Below are 18,292 nucleotides of genomic sequence, written 5' to 3'. Positions count from 1 at the left end.
GCCGACTGGCCCGGTGGCACCCGCAGCGCCTGTTGGCCCTACCGGGCCTGTGGGGCCAGGGATTCCGTCTGAGCCTGTGGCTCCCGTAGGGCCGACTGGCCCGGTAACACCCGTTGCGCCGTCAGCCCCCGTACTGCCCCGAGGCCCGGTTGGCCCGGTAATCCCGTTTGCACCAGTAGGCCCCGTTGGCCCGGTGATGCCATTTGCCCCTGTAGGGCCTGTTGGCCCTCGCAGGCCAGTAGCTCCCGTAGGGCCTGTAGGCCCGGTGGGGCCAGTAGCACCTGTTGGGCCGGTGATGCCTGTGCCGCCAGTGGGACAAGGCGGCCACGGGGGCGGAGGACAACAGGGCGGCGGAGCAGGAGGGCAGCCATTCGGCGGACAACCGCCGCAGCCACAACGTCCATCCAGCCCGTCAGAGGCCTGGAAGCCTGAATACCGATTCATATTCACGCCTGAAAAAACCTCCTAAATTCAATGTGCCCCGAATTCCCGTCAGAAGTAGGGGCCACTTTCAGTATATGCCCTGAAACAGGAAAGGTGCCTGCAAAGGCACAGAGAAAAAAGCACCTGAGAAACCGGGGACTCCGATCTCTCAGGTGCTCTTTTCTTAGCAGTTTACCCGCCAAAGGCTCTGCGCTGTTTTTCCAGAATCCGCTGGCGGCGGCGCTGGGTTTCTTCCAGGTTCAGGGAAAGCTCCCCGTTATCGGTAATTTCCAGCACACAGCCAGGCTTTGCTCCTTCCGGCAGCTCGGAAAGCTCGATGGCAAAATATTTCTGCTCCCCATCTTCACAGATAGCATATTTTCCCTCATAGCGGTCGATGATAAGCTGTTTCATAAAAATCGTCCTGCGATACGAAGCCTATGCCCCGTATTCGTTCCTTTCTATACCATTTTTCTGTCTCTCAGGCATCTTTCCTGATGGAAATCCGCTCCCCGTTATAGGAAAAAAGTAAATTGCCATCCAGGTCTGTGCGCAGCACATAGGCCCCCGCCTTTTCCAAAGCGCTTAAAGGCTCCTGCCGTGGCAGGTTATTGTTATCCGCCCCTACAGACACCACTGCCAGCCTGGGGGAAACCGCCTGGGCAAAATCCTCTGTGGTGGAGGTGCGGCTGCCATGGTGGGCTACCTTCAGGAAGTCGGCGGAAATGTCTGCGCCAGAGGCAAGCAAGTCCTTTTCCGCCTTTTTCTCCATATCTCCGCAGAACAGGGCTGTGAAGTCAGAACAGGCAAGCTTCAGCACCAGGGAGTTGTTGTTCGAGTCTTTATAGTCTTCTAAAGGGCCAAGCACTGTAAGGCTGGCACAGCCCAGGGAAAAGCTTTCGCCCGGGGCCAGCAGCCGCTGCGGGACGCCTCTTTCTGCAAGAAGTTTTTGCAGATCTGTCGCCTCCTGGCCCGGTTCCTCCCAATACTCCCCCCGCAGGAAGCAGGCCGCAGGAATTTCCGCCAGCACCTGGGCCATGCCGCCTATATGGTCGCTGTCCGGGTGGGAGACGATGGCATAGTCCAGCTTTTCAATGCCTTGCCGGTGAAGATAATCTGCCACAGTTTCCCCGTCTTCGCTGGTGCCTGCGTCCAGCAGAGCCGCACAGCCCTGGCTTTCCAGAAGGACAGCGTCTGCCTTGCCCACATCCAGCACGTGGACGCGCAGAAAAGCAGCGTCAAGATTTTCCGCCTGGGCGTTGAAGCCGGAATCTGTTAAAAGGCGGCTGAAAAGCCCTGCGCCCAGGGGCGTGATGGAAAAGACAACCATCACGCCTAAAACCAGGCCCAGGCGGATGCACAAAAGCGCCCGGCCTTCCGGCTTATGCCCGCCCATCTGCCGCCGGAGGGGCTGGATCAGACCTTTGCATGTTTCGCTCCATCCACTGGGCATAAGTCATCAGCACCTGCCGCGGCTTGGATCCCTCATGAGGTCCTACAATGCCCAACTGCTCCATTTCATCAATAATACGCCCGGCCCGGGCATACCCCAGCCGCAGACGGCGCTGTAAAAGGGAGGTGGAAGCCTGTCCTGCCTCGACCACGCATTTGACTGCCTCCTCCAGCATGGGATCGTGCCCCTCTCCCCCGCCTTCCAGGCCATCATCATGGCCGCCTTCGCTGGCAGCGTTGCGCTCTATCTCCTCCAGCACGCTTTCGTCATACTCTATTTCCCTGGTCTTTTTCACAAATTCCACAATGGAGGATATCTCCTCGTCTGCCAGGAAACAGCCCTGCACGCGCACAGGCTTATTCACCCCTACAGGCGCAAAGAGCATATCCCCCCGGCCCAGCAGCTTTTCCGCGCCTACAGAGTCTAAAATGGTGCGGGAATCCACAGGGCTGGATACGGTGAGGGCAATGCGGCTGGGAATGTTGGCCTTGATAAGGCCTGTCACCACATCCACAGAGGGGCGCTGGGTTGCCACTACCAGATGCATGCCGGCGGCCCGGGCCAACTGGGCCAAACGGCAGATAGAATCCTCCACATCCTTGGGAGCAGCCATCATTAAATCCGCCAGCTCGTCAATGATAATTACAATTTGAGGCAGGGCGGGCATGGGCTGTCCGTTTTCATCCTGGAAGCCCTGGGATTCCGCCAGGGCGTTATAGCCGGAGAGGTTGCGCACCCCTGTCTCTGAAAACAGCTTATAGCGCTTCATCATCTCTGAAACGGCCCAGCCCAAAGCGCCGGCGGCCTTGTGGGCATCGGTCACCACAGGAACCAGCATGTGAGGCAGGCCATTATACTCGGTTAGCTCCACAGCCTTGGGATCTATCATCAGAAAGCGCACCTCGCTGGGGTTGGCTTTATAGAGGATGCTGATAATGATAGAATTGATGCACACAGACTTGCCGGAGCCTGTGGTGCCCGCAATGAGCAAGTGGGGCATTTTCGCCAAATCCGCAATGACGGGCTGCCCGGCAATATCCCGGCCCAAGGCCGCGCTCAGCTTGCCCTTAGAGGTCTGGAAGGCGTTGGACTGCACCAGATCCCGCATACACACAGTGTTCCGGGTTTTGTTGGGCACCTCTATGCCCACCGCCGCCTTGCCGGGAATGGGCGCTTCAATGCGCACGCCGGTGGCTGCCAGGTTCAGGGCCAAGTCATCAGCCAGATTGGTGATTTTGCTGATTTTCACCCCTGCTGCCGGCTGTATCTCATACCGGGTGACAGAAGGCCCCCGGCAGATGTCCAGAATTTTCACCTGCACCCCAAAGCTGCTGAGGGTGTCTACCAGAATGCTCCCGTTGGTCTGCAGCTCCTCGGTTTCCTTGCTGGGATCTACCTTGGGGCTTTCTTTCAGCATACTTACGGGAGGGAAGCAATAAGAAGCGGGATCCTGCATCTGCTCTGCTGCCTGATAGAGGGCAAGCTGCTCTGGCGTGGCCCCGGGGAATTCCTCCTGCTTGTCAGAAGGCTCCTCCTTTTCCGGCATTTCCATTTGCAGGCTGGAGGAAATATCCTCCATCTCTGCCAAAGGCACAGGCGGCTTTGGATCCGCAGGCACCGCGGCGGGCACAGGCAGGGGCATTTCCTGAATCTCCTTTAAAGCCTCGTCCAGCTCTCTGGTGCTCTCGGCAATGGCAGGGGTTTCCGGGGCCTCTGGCTGGGGTTCCGGTATTTGCACAGGCCCTTCAGCAGGCTTTTCTTCCTCAATCCCAAACACAGCCTGAAGCTTGTCCAGCTTTTCATTGCGCTGGGGCTTTTCCTTTTTGGGCTTCGCTTTGGGGAACAGGGCTGAAACATCCCCTGCCACCACAGCAGGAGAAACCTCCACCGGGTCTAAGGGCACGTCTATGGTGTGGCGATCCTGTTCCAGGATGAGCCTTTCCTCCTCCCGGCGCTGGCGGGCATTTTGCAGCCCTTCTGACATCACGTCCACCGGTTTTTTTATAGTGCGGAACAGCCCGATAAGAGTGGTGCCTGTAAGCACCATCAGGGCCACAAACAACAGGAGCAGCACGATGATCTTCGCGCCTGTGGAGCCGACCGCTCCCAAGAGCAACTGGCCCAGAAGCCCGCCGATAACGCCGCCGCCCACCCCGTCGTTACGGGTGTACAGGGCGCTTATGTACTCGCCAAAGTTTAAGCCTTCCGCCAGCTTTATCCCGCCGAAGATAAAGCCTGTCATGCAGAACAGCACGATAATCACCACTGTGAGCCACACCTTGCCTGTAATGGGGCCTCGGGGCTTTTCCAAGGTGGTGACAACGGCCATATAAATCATCAGCACAGGCCACAGCATGGCCCAACTGCCAAACAGGCCCAGAACCGCTGTATGCGCCCATTTCCACAGGTTATCCCCGGGAATCAGCACCAGGCACCCCAGGAAAATAGCGCAGGCGAACATCACCACTGCCCGCATTTGATTGCGCTGGCGGATGGCCTCCGCGTTCATCCGGGCCGGGGCTGCCTTGCCCCTTCCCCCTGCCGGCTTTTTTTTAGCAGGAGCCGCGCTCTTTTTCGCCGCCGGCCTTTTCCGCTGTGCCGGCTCCCCTTTCTTCTCTGCCAAAATGAATCCCCCTCCATTTCCTCACGGAACTATCCGGTTTCTCCCTACAGCGGCTTCCCGGTAAACAGGTTTTTCCCCATAATATGTTCAATAATGCCTAAAACCGTGACAATGCCCCCGGCAATCAGGGTATAGTAAGCGAAGATCTCCATTTTATTGGTGGTGACGATCCACTTCAGCAGTTTGATAGCCAGAAAGCCCACCACAGTGGAAACTGCCATGCCCACAATCAGCGGGGCTGCGCCAATGCTCTCCCCTGCTGATCCGATGTCCTTCAAGGATACCAAAGCCGCCGCTGCAATAGAGGGGATTCCCAGGACAAAGGAATAATCCAGGGCGGCCTGCTGGCTGACGCCCCGCAGCAGACCCACAGACAGGGTAGATCCGGAGCGGGACAATCCCGGAAACACCGCCGCCATGCACTGGGTGAAGCCGATTATCAGGGCATCTGCGGTGTGCAGCTTTTTTCTGCCTTTAGAGGGCACCATCTCCCCTTCCCGGTTTTTTACCATTTTCTGCCGGGTCTGCCTGTTTGCAAAGATACCCAAAAACAACAGGGCACTGGTGAGCAGCAGGGAAAGCCCTTCCATCAGGATGGAACTGTCGGAAGCCAGCATTTCGGAAAAGTCTTTCACTTTCATGCCTGTGCCGGGAATGGGCAAAAACAGCAAGAACAGGGGCAGCAGGCCAATGATGAGCATCATCAGGAGCCGCCTGTCCCGGTTCATTTCGCTCCACTTGAACTTCTGGTGTATCACATCATTGCACAAGGAACCAAATTCCTTTATCAGCCGCCACACAAGCTGGCGGTATACGAAAACCACTGCCAGAAGCGTTCCCAGGTGAAGCATAATGTCAAAAAGGATACCCGGCAATTCTATGCCGAACATGTGCTGGGAGATGGAAAGGTGCCCGCTGCTGGACACAGGCAAAAACTCTGTAGCCCCCTGGATAATGCCCTGCAGGGCAGCGTCAAAAATGGTCATGGCGGCCTCCTTTTTCTATGTTTATCAGGATTATGCTGGTATGTAACGGCGTAAACGCCGGGAGACGTTTACTTCTCCTTCTTTTTCGCCTGCGCCGTTTTATGCTTTTTCTTCTTTTCCCTGCCTATCATGGCAATAAGGCAGTCCATAGCGTCGGAAAGGGAACCCAGGGAATCTATCAGGCCCTCATCCACCGCGTCAGGGCCGTCCAGCACTGTGCCTACATCCATCACCAACTCCTGGGTGTTCATGGCAAGGGTGGTGAAGCGCTCCTTGCTGATATTGGAGTTCTGGGTGACGAAATTGGTGATGCGATCCTGCATCCGCTGGAAATATTCCAGGGTTTGGGGAATGCCCAGCACCAGACCGTTCATGCGCACAGGGTGGATGGTCATGGAAGCGGACTCTGCAATGAAGGACTGCTTTGCCGCCACAGCCAGGGGCACGCCGATAGAATGGCCGCCCCCCAGCACCAGGGAGACGGTAGGCTTTTTCATACCCGCCACCAGCTCCGCCAGGGCCAGGCCCGCCTCTACATCCCCGCCCACCGTATTGAGCAGCATTAAAAGGCCGTCTATCTCCGGATCCTCCTCCACAGCTACAATCTGAGGGATAACATGCTCGTACTTGGTGGTCTTGTTCTGGGAGGGCAGAATATAGTGCCCCTCTATCTGCCCGATGACAGTCAGGCAGTGGATGGTGTGGCCTTGGCAATGGGTTGTTACCGAACCGCTCTCGTTTATCTGCTTCTGCTGGGCAGAGACAGCTTCCGCTTCCTGTTCCTGCTGTTCTTCGTCCATATTCTTCATGGCTTTTGTGTGGCTTTTCTTGCCGGTTTCTTTTTTCATGCTGACAGGCACCTCCTTATGGAGATAGTCTGCCAGAAAAAAGGGCCAATCATACAGCCAAGAGAAAATCCTGGCGCAGTTTTTCTGGAAACAGGCTTTCTCATCCATAAAAGGGGCTGTGGGCGCATTTAAGTATACCATATCCTGCCAGATTCAGCAAGAATAAATTAGAGCCTCTCCCCTCTGTCAGGAAAATGTTTCCGCCAAAACCACCAAAACCCCCGGCAAACCGGGGGCAGGGCTGGCTTTATGAAAAGGCTTTTCCGGGGATTAGAAGAAGCCCATGGGATTTTGAAGCTCCCCGTTATAGATAATCTCAAAATGCAGGTGCGGCCCTGTGGAATTGCCTGTGCTGCCTGCATAGCCTACAACCTGGCTCTGCTCCAGCACTTCCCCTGTCTCCACTGCCAGTTCGCTCATATGGGCATAGCGGGTTTCATAGCCGTTGCCGTGGTCGATAAAGACGCAATTGCCATAGCTGTCATTCCAGCCGGCATACAGCACTGTGCCCCCGTCTGCCGCCACAACAGGCTTGCCATAAATATCGCCGCCGGCAATATCAATGCCGCGGTGGCCTCCGTCGCCAAAATTACAGGTGAGATAGGTATAGCCGGGCATGGGCCACACAAAGGTGCCTGTCCCTACAAAGTCTCCGGTAATCCGCCTGCCGTAAATCTCCACTTCCAACTGGGCAATGGCTTCTTCGTTTTCTTCCATCTGACCCTCCAGCATGGCGGCGATGGATTCCACGCCCCACTGCTGGTCTACCGCGTTTGCAGCCAGATCCTGGGCTTCCCGGTACAATTCCAGCAGCTCTGTGTTCTTTGCTTCCAGGGCCTTTTTCCGCTGGCCTAACAGCTCCTTGTCGCTATTGATTTTATCCAAGTCCCCTTCAATAGCGTTTATCTGCCCGTTGAGCCTTTCAATCAACTGCCTGTCCCGCTGGGTAACCGCCCGCAAAAGCTGGGTTTTTTGGGTGACCTCCACCAGGCTGCGGCTGTTCAGGACAACCTGCACAGCGGAAGGCTCCCCGGTAACATACAGGGCGCGGATGCGGGCTTTAAGCAGATCCATGCTCTTGTCTATCTGGGCCTGCTTCCCGGCAATCCGCTCCTCCAACTGCCCCAGCTCCCAATTTAACTCATTGATGCCTGTGCGCAGGCCGTCAATCTCCTTCTGCACAGATTCTATCCGCTGGTTCAGCTCGTCCCGGTAGATAGCCTTCTCCTCCGCTGTCTTTTCCAGCTCTTCCAGCCTTTGATCGTTTATCTCCTTCTGGACTTCCAGCCTCTCCTGCTTTTCCCGCAGCTCCTCCAGGGAATCGGCGGCAAGAGCCATAGGCCCGCCGCAGCACAGCAGCACAAGGCTTACAAACGCCGCTAAACATCTGCACAGCGACGAAGGGCCTCTATGCCCCAGGTTTTTCTTAAACAATGGCGTTTTCTCCTTCCTTTTTCAAGTATCTGCTGATGGATATCACGCCGCCCATCATACCAAACAGCATGCCCACCACAATATACGCAATATACAGCATCCACACATAGGGATGGATGTCCACAATGGAAAGGAACGTCACGATGCCATATACCACGCCTACTGCTTTATCATAGGCAAAATACAGCACTGTGGCGGAAATGGCCCCGGAAAACATGCCGATTACCATTCCTTCTATAATAAAGGGGATGCGCACAAAGCCGTTTGTGGCCCCCACAGATTTCATGATGTTTATCTCCATCCTGCGGGAAAACATGGTCACCTTTACTGTGTTGGAGATGATGAACAGGGACACCACCCCCAGCACAATGACAATGCCAATGCTGCAGTACCGCACCAGCCTGTCCAGGTTGCTCAGTTTGGTGGCCGTATCCCGGTAATCCGAGACGTGATCCACCCCTTCCACTGCCTGGACGGCGGCAATGGTGGCATCATACTGGCTTAAATCCGTCAGGGAGATGGTGTATGCGTCGGGCAGGGGGTTCTCCAGGCCCTGAAGCCCGTAAAACAGGGAATCGCTCTCCCCCTCCATGCCTGCCATAATATTGGCAAGGGCATCATCTTTGGGCACAAAGGTACATTCCCCGATATTGTCAAGCTGTTTAAGCTCCTCGCCGATTTTCACCGCTGTCAGGGAAGGCAGGCTTTGATCCAGGAACACAGTTATCACGTTGTTCCCCTCAATAGACTTCATGGTTACGGAGAGGTTCAGGGAAAGCAGGCCCGCAATGCCTGTCATTAAAAGGCAGGAAATCAGCACGCCGATAGAGGCGATGCTCATGGTCCTGTTCTTCCACAAGCTTTTAAGGCCTTCCGCAAGCAAATATCCAAGGCTGTGCATCAGAACTCCTCCTCGTCTTCATCGCCCTCTGGGCGGTAGTCCTCTGTGATGTCCTCGTAATCGTCATACACGTCATAGTCATCGTCCTCATAGGCTTCCGGCGTAACGGCAGCCAGGGCCTCCCCCACTGTGCGCTCCTCTGGCTCATAGCGGCCAGCGTAATCATGCTCCGCGTAGGGCTGGGGCATGTCCCCCAGGGCCTCGTTTACCGTCTGTTCCTCCGGCTCGTAAGGCTCGCTGTTGTCATATTCGGCGTATTCGTCATCCCCGGCGGTTTCCGGGGGCAGCTCCTGCCGGGGGGCCGGCGCCTGCATGGCGGCGGTGTCCGCCACAATTTCGCCGCTGTGGATCTGGATGATGCGCTTGTGGAAATGCTTCACCAGGGAGTGCTCATGGGTAACCATCAGCACAGTGGTGCCCCGGCGGTTTATCTCGCTTAACAGATCTACGATTTCAAAGGACAGGGCCGGGTCGATGTTACCGGTAGGCTCGTCCGCCACAATCATGGAGGGGTTGTTCACCAGCGCCCGGGCCAAGCCTACGCGCTGGCGCTCGCCGCCGGAAAGCTCTGTGGGATAGTGCTTTGCCTTGTGCTGCAGGCCCACCAGGCTGAGGATATAGGGTACGCGCTTGCGGATGGTGCGGGGAGACGCTCCCACCACCCGCATGGCAAAGGCTACGTTGTCATACACAGTCATATGGTCTATGAGCCGGAAATCCTGGAACACAATGCCCATTTTCCTGCGTATGTAGGGGATTTTCCGCTTGCGGATGCGGGACACGTCTGTGCCGTCCACGATAATCTGGCCGGAATTGGGCCGCTCCTCGCACATAATCAGCTTTAAGAAGGTGCTTTTGCCAGCGCCGGAGGATCCGACAATGAACACGAACTCCCCCTTTTCCACTTTCAGGTTGATATTATGCAGGGCCTCTGTGCCGTTGTTATACACTTTGGATACATTGCGAAATTCAATCATGCTGCAAGACCGTCCCTTTCCCCGTGGGTGCAGGCAGAGCCTGTACCGCGGCATACGCAACAGCACCCACCGGCATAGATGTATTATACCAATGGGCGCACGTTTTTTAATTCTTTATAAGAATAATTTGTAATAAGTTTGTAACATATATTACAAATAAATTACAATTTGCGGCAGTTTTACCACTTTTCTCAGAATTTTACCGGATTGTTCGACAGGTATTTTTTCACCATCAAAGCCACCTTGAACACGATGGCATCCTCAAATTCGCGCAAATCCAGCCCGGTGATCTTCTTGATCTTCTCCAAGCGATACACCAGAGTGTTCCGGTGTACAAACAGCTTCCGGGAGGTTTCGGACACGTTCAGGTTGTTTTCAAAGAAACGCTGGATGGTAAAAAGGGTTTCGTGATCCAGGGAGTCGATGGAGCCGCGCTTGAACACCTCTTTGAGGAACATGTCGCAGAGGGTGGTGGGAAGCTGATAGATAAGCCGGGCAATGCCCAGGTTATTATAGCTGACAATAGTGGTTTCTGTGTCAAACACCTTCCCCACCTCCAGGGCCACCTGGGCTTCCTTGAAGGAACGGGCCAGATCCTTGATGCTGTCCACCACTGTGCCGATGCCTACCATGCAATGGGTGTAGAACTCACTGGAAAGGGTATCTACAATAGATCCTGCCAGCTTGTCAATGTCGTGGGAGTCGATATTGGGCTTGATTTCCTTTACAAGGGCAATATCTGTTTCGTTGATATTGATAATAAAGTCTTTGTTCTTATCTGGGAACAGGTTTTGCAGCACCTCGTAAGCGGAAACATCGTTCTTATCGGTGATTTTGATAAGCATGCACACCCGGCTCACATCGGAGTCAAAGTGCAGCTCATGGCTTTTGAGGTAAATATCCCCGGGCAGGATGTTGTCCAGAATCACGTTCTTGATAAAGTTCCCCCGGTCATACTTCTCGTCATAATACTGCTTGATGCTGTTGAGGGACACTGCCAGCAGCTTCACATATTTCCTGGCCTCCGGATCAACCCCGTCCACAAAGACGGCATACTCCGGGTGGGGGCGGCTGCCAAAGGACTTGAAGGTGCTGTCGGCGGTCTGGAAAACATCGGAAGAGGTTAAAGCCTCCGTGGTGACCTCCTCATTTGCCTCGCCTATCCTTCCAAGGTCGCTGCACGCAATAATTACGGAAGCTTCATCAACTACGCCGATAGTGCGGTCGATGGTATCCCTCATCTGGTGGATAATTCCCTGAAACAATCTGTTAGACATGGCTCTTCCCCTTTCGCAAACGGCAGGTGCCTGCCCGCCATTTTTCCTTTTTGCAAGCATAAAAATTACCTAGTCTCATTTTACAGAATCTTTTGGGAAAATTCAACCTTTTTTTGAAAAAAACTTTGGCTATTTCCAATAAAGTTTATATATGCCGCTATTTTCCCTCTCCCAAAAAGGCCTGAAAGTTCTAAAGCTGGGACAAAATGGACTCATGACGCAAAAAACCGGGAAGAGCGGCAAGGCTCCCCCGGTTTACCCTCTGTATAATCTGTCAGTTTAAAACAGCGTTTTCCGTTTCTTTATTAAAGATATGTATTTTCTCCAGATCAAAGGCAACGGGGCGCTTGTCCCCCGGTTTTGCAGGGGTGTCGGAAGGCACACGGGCGGTCAGGCTGCCGCCTTCGCAGGTAAGATACAGGTAAGTTTCCGCACCCATCAGCTCCGCAACCTCTACTGTGCATTCCACATGGGCACCCCCTGCCTTTTGGAGAAAGCTTTCCTCATCATGCACGTCCTCAGGACGGATGCCCAGCACTACCGTTTGGCCCGCAAGGGCCTCCAACTCCGCCCCCTGCGCCTTATGCCCGGGTATTGGCATCACGCAGCCCCCAAAGGACAACGTGTACCCTTCCCCGGATTTTCCCAGCACCGCGTCTATAAAGTTCATCTGAGGAGAACCCATAAACCCGGCTACAAACTGGTTTACCGGCTTTTCATAGAGGTTTTTAGGAGTATCTACCTGCTGGATAAGGCTATCCTTCATTACCACAATACGATCGCCCATGGTCATGGCCTCAGTCTGGTCATGGGTGACATAGATAAAGGTGGTGCCCAGGGTTTTGTGCAGCTTGGCAATTTCTGTGCGCATCTGGGTGCGCAGCTTGGCGTCTAGGTTGGAGAGAGGCTCGTCCAGCAGGAACACCTGGGGATCCCGCACAATAGCCCGGCCCAGGGCCACACGCTGCTGCTGTCCGCCGGAAAGCTCCTTGGGCTTGCGATCCAGCAGGTAGAAAATATCCAGGCGCTTAGCAGCGGCTTCCACCCGCTTGCGGATTTCTTCCTTGGGAAGCTTGCGCAGCTTCAGGCCAAAGGCCATGTTTTCAAAGACGTTCATGTGGGGATACAGCGCGTACCGCTGGAACACCATGGCAATATCCCTGTCTTTGGGCGCTACGCCGTTTGCCAGAGTGTCCCCGATGTACAGTTCCCCGTCTGTTATTTCCTCCAGGCCGGCTATCATCCGCAGGGTAGTGGACTTGCCGCAGCCAGAAGGCCCTACCAGGATGATAAACTCCTTGTCCGCTATTTCCAGATTAAAGTCGGACACTGCCGTAACGCCGCCGGGGTATACCTTTTTGATATTTTTCAAGGTTACGCTTGCCATAAAAAACCGCCCCGCAGTACAAGCTCCGCACAGAAAAGGCTGTACCGCTCCTTTCCTAAATTTCATCGTTGGATTGCCTGATATAACCAGATGGAAGAAAATATATTATTTTTTTATATTCTCACACAACCCTTTGTATAAGTATAGCAAAAATCGTAAGAAGGGAATAGATTTGTTTTGCCCAAAGTTTTTTTCCGGTATTTAGACAATTCCGCTAAACATCTCCTGGAGAGGGGCTGTTCTCCGCCGAACCAGCCATGTCCCGCTGGAAGATGGCGGCTGTTTCGGCAGCTTCCAGCAGCTTGCACTGGCCAGGCTCCAGGGAAGGATCCAGGCGCAGCCTGCCGATTTTCAACCGCTTAAGTTCCAGCACCTGGTTTCCCACCGCCTGGAACATCCGCTTTACCTGGTGAAACTTCCCCTCCCGTATCTCCACATAGGCGGCATTTGCCTCCTCCCCCGGCAGGGTGTAGAGTTTTGCCGGGGCAAAAGCCGTCCCACCCTGGGAGATGCCGCCGGCAAAGGCATTGATGTCCTCCGGGGAGACGGGCCTTTCCAGCAGCGCCCGGTACAGCTTGTACACATGGCTTTTGGGAGACAGCATCCTGTGGGCAAAGTCTCCATCGTCAGTGATAATCAGCAGCCCGGTGGTGTCTTTGTCCAGCCGCCCCGCTGGGAACAGGCCCCGCCGGGAAAGGGCCGGGGGCAGGAGATCCAGCACTGTGGGGGCCTGCCTGTCCTCTGTGGCGGAAAGCACCCCGGCAGGCTTATGCATCATGATATATAAATACTGCCTGTATAAAATTTCCTGCCCCTCTGCCGTTACCCTGTCCCTGCCTGGTTCCAGCTTCTGGGCAGGGCTTTGGGCCTGCACCCCGTTAATCTGTACCAGCCCGGCCCGCACCAGCTTTCCGGCCTCCTTCCGGCTGCATACGTTCTGGGATGTGAGGAATTTATCAAGACGCTCCGGCATAGTGGTGCCTCCTTAAAAATTACATGCAGTTCTGCCCGGAAAACAGGCAAAGGCTGGGGCCGCTGCCCCAACCCTGCCCTTTGAATTTATGCGCACACTCCAGTTTTATGGATTATCGGTTCAGTCTGTGGGATAGGCCTCCTCCGGCAGAAGCTCTCCCCCGGTGGACTCTACCCCACTTTCCTGCACAGGCTCTACGGCAGAGGCGGCCCCCTGGTCTGCCGCAGGAGCGCTCTCTGCCGGAGCGCTTTCCACAGCCGGGGCGCTGCTTGCAGAAGCTTCATTCTGCCTGCTGCCAGTGTTGTTTACGGCAGTCTCTCCATAGCGGGCGCTGTCCGGTGCAAAGCCATGCATGAAGCCATCTACCTCTGCACAGGCTACGTCGCCGCCAATGACAATGCGGCCGTATACCAAGAGGGTGGCGAACACCTCGGTTTTTTCCGGGTAATTTGTAATCCGGTATTTATACTGTGTGCATACCTGCCCGGCATAGGGTAGCAAATCAAAGCCCTGGGCCTGCTGCATGGCATTGTATGCTGTGTACACATCGTTAAACTCGGCGGGGATCATGACCTCCCGGGTTTCCGCAGCCTGAGCCTCCACCTCCCAGCCAAAGGACTGGAGGAAGGCGACGCGCTCCTCGTTTGTCTCCCCCACGATTTCCTGGGGCTGCTGAGGCTCCTGCTCTTTCTCCATACGCAGGAATATACACGCCCCCACCACTACCGCAGCCAGCACCAGAAAGGCTATAACCCGCTTTTTGTTTGCTTTCAGGGATACCACCATTTTGCACCGTTCCTCTCTGTTTATAGTCGGGGAAACCGAATGGCTTCAGCTTCTCCGGGCAGGTATGTCACCCGGGCCAAGGCTCTTGCGGCCTTTTGGCCCGCTGACTGTAATCCTGTGACATTGATATGAGAGGACAACGGCTTCTATGCTATTCTCTTTACTGATTTTCTACTGTGGATCCTCTCTCAGGTTGAGGAGATGAAAATCTACCGGGCAGATCTCCATTGCAAAAGGCTGCTCCCCGCACTGGGAGATGGAATATCCCTCCCACACAGCCGTGTGGAAAAAGGCTTCGCTTCCCTCCAAAAAGGGCTGGCCTCTCTCCAAGCGGAAGCGGAGGGTTTCTGCCCCTTGGGCAAGGCCCAGGCCTGTAAGCTTCATATAGCTTTCCTTTAATGTCCACAAGGTAGTGAAAGCCCTGTCAGGGCTGGAGGAGGACAGGGCCGCCTCACGCTCCTCTGGGGTGAACACCCGCTCCCGCAGCCTGGGAGAAAAGCTGCGCAGGTATTCCCCGTCTGCGCCAGTGTTCCACTCCTCCACTGCGCACAGCACAAGGCCCTTTGTGTGGGAAAGGCTGAAATGGGGGCCGTTTTCCAAATAAGGCTTTCCATGAGGCCCAAAGCGCAGGGAATCTGCAAGCCGGGAGGCCTTCTTCCCCAGGGCTAGGCCCAGCAAAGCCCAGGCAGCCTTGTGCAGGAATGCTTTCTGCCCTGCCGGAACCTCCGGCACCCGGGCGAGATATATCATGGGGCGTCTCCCCCGGAAGCAGGCGCTTCAAACAGCCCTTCCCGGGTGATATTTTTCAGCCATTTGCCACTGCGGTAGTGCTTGATAACCCAAGGCCATTTAACAAATTCGTCTGTACACAAAAGGAAATAGACCCACACAACTGGCAGCTCCAGCACAAAGGCTGCCAGGAAACCTAACGGCACCGCATATACCCACATGTCCAGTATATCGCAGATGAGTCCAAAGCGGCTGTCTCCTCCGGCCCGGAACACCCCGGCAATAAGGGTGGTGTTGACCGCGCCGCCAATGATGTAATAGGAATTTATCAGCAGCATAACGCTTAAATATCCCATGGCTGTGGCGGAAAGGTCGGCATACTGCAGCACCAGAGGACGGATGCCCAGGATGACAAGCCCTCCCAGCACGCCGCCTATAATGGTGAGACCCAGCACCTTTTTCGCCCCCTTCTTTGCCTCCTCCAGCCTGTTTTCCCCTATCATTTGTCCTAAGAGGATGCCTCCGGCGTTGGCCTGCCCGAAACACAGCACAGAGCCGAAGTTGCGCACCACGTTGGCAAAAGAGTTTGCCGCCACAGCCTCGGCGCTGAGATGGCCCAGGATAACCGAATACATGGAAAAGCCCACGCCCCATACCACGTCATTTAATAGGGCAGGCAGGGAGAGCCGGACAAAATCCGCCATAAGCAATTTGTTACGCACAAAGAGGGTAGAAAATTTCAGCTTTATGTTCTGGCTGCGGCGGGACACCACAAAGCACAGCGCCAGCTCTACCACACGGGAAGCAGAGGTGGCAATGGCCACGCCGATAACTCCCAGCCGGGGCGCGCCAAAAAGCCCGAAAATGAACACAGCATTTAAAATCACATTAAGGCCTACTGCCACTGTGTTCAGTATTGTACCAATGGCCACCCGCCCCACGCTGCGCAGGACAGAAAGGTATACCTCGATGATGCCCCAGCACAGATAGCTGACGCTGAGGATGCGCAGGTAACCTGCGCCCAGGCGGATAAGCTCCGGGTCATTTGTGAAGATACCCATCATAAATTCCGGCACCGCCACTGCGACTAGGGCAAACAGAGCCGCAAAGCCCATGGAAAACCGCAGGGCAATGCCCTGCACTGTCTCCACAGCCCGTATGTCCCCTTTGCCGAAGTATTGGGCGCAGAGCATAGTGGCTCCAGTGCCCAGGCCATAAAACACCATGAACAGCACATTTGCATACTGGGACGCCAGCGATACTGCCGCAATGGCAGACTCCCCCACAAAGTTGAGCATTACCACGTCCACAGAGTTCACAGCGGCGTTTAAAAGATTTTGCAGCATGATGGGTATCATCAGCTTGCATATTTGTTTATAGAACGGATCGTTCCGCAATCTGGAAAGCACTCCCCCATCCCCTTTCGCTATAAAGCTTCCGGTTCAGTATAGCAGGCCCGCCCTGCTCTGTCAATCGTTCCGGCATTTTTCATTCAAAATGGTGGATTATCTCAAAAAAGCCTTGATTTACGGGCATACTCCCTTGTATTCTTCAAGGGCAGGTGTAAGTTTTTATGAAGAGTGAGAAATCCAGGACGGCCCTACTTTTCAACATGAAAAAATGTGGAAAACTCCGGGAAACGGCTTAAATACTAGGTTTTTTCGCGGGAAACTGCTTGAATGGAAGCTAAAATTTTACAATCTCGCAAAATGGGATTGCAAAATTTTTTTGCCCGTTTTCGGCCCAAAAACGGCCTGCACGGCACAAACCTGCCAATCGCTCAAATTTACCTTTTAGGCGCATTTAAGGACACACAAGAAACCTTTTAAGGAACCGCACAAACCCAGCATTGGAGCGGTTTAAGCGGCTTTTTAAGCGGCTTTTAAGAAAATAACAACAGCCCTTTAAGCGAACGCATACAAACGCCGCTTAAAGGGCTTATTTTTTGTTTTTAAGCGAAAACAGCCCCGACAAAATCTGTCGGGGCTAAGAAACCGTGTCGGCGCTTAGAAAACACTAGGTTTTCAGGGCGTTTTGTCCGGGTGAGAGTTTTTCAAAATGTCGGCGCTTATTTTTATTATCACTCAAAAAAATCAGGACACTTAAACGGTTTCTAAAAGCCCGGAGGTACTCCCTATTTTGTAGAGTACCTAACCTCCAATACCGGCTAGGGTGTCCACAAAGTGGACACCCTACTAAGAGATCATAAAGGGTGTAGTTCAGACCGACATCCTTTTACAAGGGCTCCCTGCATTAGGGATCCCCTGTGATTTGCGCCCACCATGGTGCTATATCCTCACCCAAAGTTAGGGCTATTTTTAGTAAGGTACTCGACATTTTATAGACCATCTAGCGGTGTGGATTGCACCACCCACATCCAAAAGGGTGGTACACAAATTGCACCCCCTGCATTATAAAGGGGTGGTAAAACACCCCCCATTTATAATACAGGAGGTGTACGCTACAATCACAGGGCGTCCATGAAAATGGATGCCCTGTGTATGACCTAACAAGCCGTTAGATCGCTTAATCATAGTAAATGCCCGAGACCCCGTCATGTTTCGTGACCTCGTCTCCATTTTTTGTTCTCAGCAGGCATAAGATTGCGTTTTATTAGGAAAACACACTGTCAAAAGGATTTTATGCTTTGGCGGGTATCAGCCCGCCTCGGCGGTGTCAGTGGTGTTGATTTCAATATACTCGGCAATCCGGCGGAACTCGTCCGCAAACTTAAAGTGAACGCTGATATTGCCGTTTTCGTAAACCTTGATATGGTCTACCAGCTCAATCAGAATTTCGCGGGTCAGCTTTTCGATGTTCTGATATTTTGCAAAAGCTACCAGCGCGGGATGCTGCTGGTCAACGCCGTTTGAGAGCTCTTTCCGTTCAGCCGTCAGCCGGGCCAGCAAATCCGAGAGCCCAGCGGCCTGCCGTTCATAATCGGCTTTCATTTCCCGGTATTCCTGCTGGGTGATTTCCCCGTCTTTCCAGTCTTGATACAGAAGCGGGTGACGGACGCTTACTATTCCCGCAGTCAGCGGGGCTTCAAGACGGGCGGGAAAGCCCCCTACGGCTTCCATACGGAGCCAATCAAGATGGACGGTATCAACACAAAGCGGCTGGTGGTAAACCCGGAGGAAGCGGCCAATGTGCGACTGATGTTTGAGATGTACGCCGAGCCGACAACCTCCTATGGGGACATTACCCGGTACTTTGCGGAACAGGGCATTTTATTTAATGGCCGGGAACTGATACGCCCCACGCTGGCGCAGATGTTACGCAACCCTGTCTATGTGCAGGCGGACTTGGATGTGTACGAGTTTTTCAAGAGCCAGGGGACGGTGCTTGTCAATGACGCCGCCGACTTTACGGGTATGAACGGGTGCTATCTCTATCAAGGCCGGGATGTGAAGCCGGACAAGGCCCAAAGCCTGAAAGACCAAATGCTGGTGCTTGCGCCCCATGAGGGGATTGTCCCCTCGGATATATGGCTGA

Annotated in this window: 15 protein-coding genes and 3 pseudogenes; 2 read left to right on the top strand and 16 right to left on the bottom strand. The window is 54.3% G+C overall.

The window, feature by feature from the left end; translation table 11 throughout:
• Positions 1–121 precede the first annotated feature (121 nt).
• The 15 genes and pseudogenes from D1841_RS19625 to D1841_RS14090 all read right to left on the bottom strand — a co-directional run bounded on the left by D1841_RS19625 (position 122) and on the right by D1841_RS14090 (position 16,206).
• Complete coding sequence (locus D1841_RS19625; protein WP_305801092.1) at positions 122–397, bottom strand: hypothetical protein; 276 nt, start codon at positions 395–397, stop codon at positions 122–124.
• Between the two features lie 218 nt (positions 398–615).
• On the bottom strand, positions 616–837 hold the full coding sequence (locus tag D1841_RS14155; RefSeq protein ID WP_160644064.1) for a DUF3006 domain-containing protein: 222 nt from the start codon (positions 835–837) through the stop codon (positions 616–618).
• A 67-nt stretch (positions 838–904) separates the two neighbouring features.
• Positions 905–1,876: a ComEC/Rec2 family competence protein gene (locus D1841_RS14150; RefSeq protein ID WP_160644062.1), complete on the bottom strand. Its 972-nt coding sequence runs from the start codon at positions 1,874–1,876 to the stop codon at positions 905–907.
• Positions 1,806–4,499 (bottom strand): DNA translocase FtsK, encoded by a 2,694-nt coding sequence (locus tag D1841_RS14145; protein WP_237076382.1) that lies wholly within the window; start codon positions 4,497–4,499, stop codon positions 1,806–1,808. The genes D1841_RS14150 and D1841_RS14145 overlap by 71 nt, the downstream gene beginning before the upstream one ends.
• A 44-nt stretch (positions 4,500–4,543) precedes the next feature.
• On the bottom strand, positions 4,544–5,485 hold the full coding sequence (locus D1841_RS14140; protein WP_160644060.1) for an undecaprenyl-diphosphate phosphatase: 942 nt from the start codon (positions 5,483–5,485) through the stop codon (positions 4,544–4,546).
• A 68-nt stretch (positions 5,486–5,553) separates the two neighbouring features.
• On the bottom strand, positions 5,554–6,333 hold the full coding sequence (locus D1841_RS14135; RefSeq protein ID WP_160644068.1) for a ClpP family protease: 780 nt from the start codon (positions 6,331–6,333) through the stop codon (positions 5,554–5,556).
• 270 nt (positions 6,334–6,603) lie between these two features.
• Positions 6,604–7,767, bottom strand: a complete 1,164-nt coding sequence (locus tag D1841_RS14130; RefSeq protein WP_160644057.1) for a murein hydrolase activator EnvC — start codon at positions 7,765–7,767, stop codon at positions 6,604–6,606.
• Positions 7,760–8,668: a permease-like cell division protein FtsX gene (ftsX, locus tag D1841_RS14125; protein WP_160644055.1), complete on the bottom strand. Its 909-nt coding sequence runs from the start codon at positions 8,666–8,668 to the stop codon at positions 7,760–7,762. Before ftsX ends, D1841_RS14130 begins: the two co-directional genes overlap by 8 nt.
• A 323-nt stretch (positions 8,669–8,991) precedes the next feature.
• Positions 8,992–9,645, bottom strand: a pseudogene (gene ftsE / locus D1841_RS14120) (cell division ATP-binding protein FtsE); the annotation flags it as partial.
• 191 nt (positions 9,646–9,836) lie between these two features.
• Positions 9,837–10,922 carry a helix-turn-helix domain-containing protein gene (locus D1841_RS14115; protein WP_160644052.1) on the bottom strand — a complete coding sequence of 362 codons (1,086 nt, stop codon included), beginning with the start codon at positions 10,920–10,922 and terminating at the stop codon, positions 9,837–9,839.
• Between the two features lie 274 nt (positions 10,923–11,196).
• Positions 11,197–12,309, bottom strand: a complete 1,113-nt coding sequence (locus D1841_RS14110) for an ABC transporter ATP-binding protein (RefSeq protein ID WP_160644050.1) — start codon at positions 12,307–12,309, stop codon at positions 11,197–11,199.
• A 214-nt stretch (positions 12,310–12,523) separates the two neighbouring features.
• Positions 12,524–13,282: a pseudouridine synthase gene (locus tag D1841_RS14105; protein ID WP_160644048.1), complete on the bottom strand. Its 759-nt coding sequence runs from the start codon at positions 13,280–13,282 to the stop codon at positions 12,524–12,526.
• Positions 13,283–13,402: 120 nt separating this feature from the next.
• Positions 13,403–14,068, bottom strand: coding sequence for a DUF4830 domain-containing protein (locus D1841_RS14100; RefSeq protein WP_160644046.1), 666 nt, complete (start codon positions 14,066–14,068; stop codon positions 13,403–13,405).
• 171 nt (positions 14,069–14,239) lie between these two features.
• Positions 14,240–14,818 carry a 4'-phosphopantetheinyl transferase superfamily protein gene (locus tag D1841_RS14095; RefSeq protein ID WP_160644044.1) on the bottom strand — a complete coding sequence of 193 codons (579 nt, stop codon included), beginning with the start codon at positions 14,816–14,818 and terminating at the stop codon, positions 14,240–14,242.
• The gene (locus D1841_RS14090) at positions 14,815–16,206 is read right to left on the bottom strand and encodes an MATE family efflux transporter (RefSeq protein WP_347564018.1); all 1,392 of its coding nucleotides are present in this window, start codon (positions 16,204–16,206) and stop codon (positions 14,815–14,817) included. Before D1841_RS14090 ends, D1841_RS14095 begins: the two co-directional genes overlap by 4 nt.
• A gap of 270 nt (positions 16,207–16,476) precedes the next feature.
• On the opposite strand from D1841_RS14090, the gene D1841_RS14085 reads away from it, so the two are divergent.
• Complete coding sequence (locus D1841_RS14085) at positions 16,477–16,626, top strand: hypothetical protein (protein ID WP_161880068.1); 150 nt, start codon at positions 16,477–16,479, stop codon at positions 16,624–16,626.
• 828 nt (positions 16,627–17,454) lie between these two features.
• Here the strand turns inward: D1841_RS14085 and D1841_RS14080 are convergent.
• Positions 17,455–17,799 (bottom strand): annotated as a pseudogene (locus D1841_RS14080) (DUF4368 domain-containing protein); the annotation flags it as partial.
• Here D1841_RS14080 and D1841_RS14075 point away from each other — a divergent pair.
• Positions 17,794–18,292 (top strand): annotated as a pseudogene (locus tag D1841_RS14075) (recombinase family protein); the annotation flags it as partial. The pseudogenes D1841_RS14080 and D1841_RS14075 overlap by 6 nt on opposite strands.

Origin of the sequence: Neglectibacter sp. X4, from assembly GCF_009917365.1 — a bacterium.
GTDB lineage: Bacteria > Bacillota > Clostridia > Oscillospirales > Acutalibacteraceae > Acutalibacter.
Note: the sequence above shows the minus strand (reverse complement) of the source record. Positions and strands in the feature narration are given on the sequence as shown.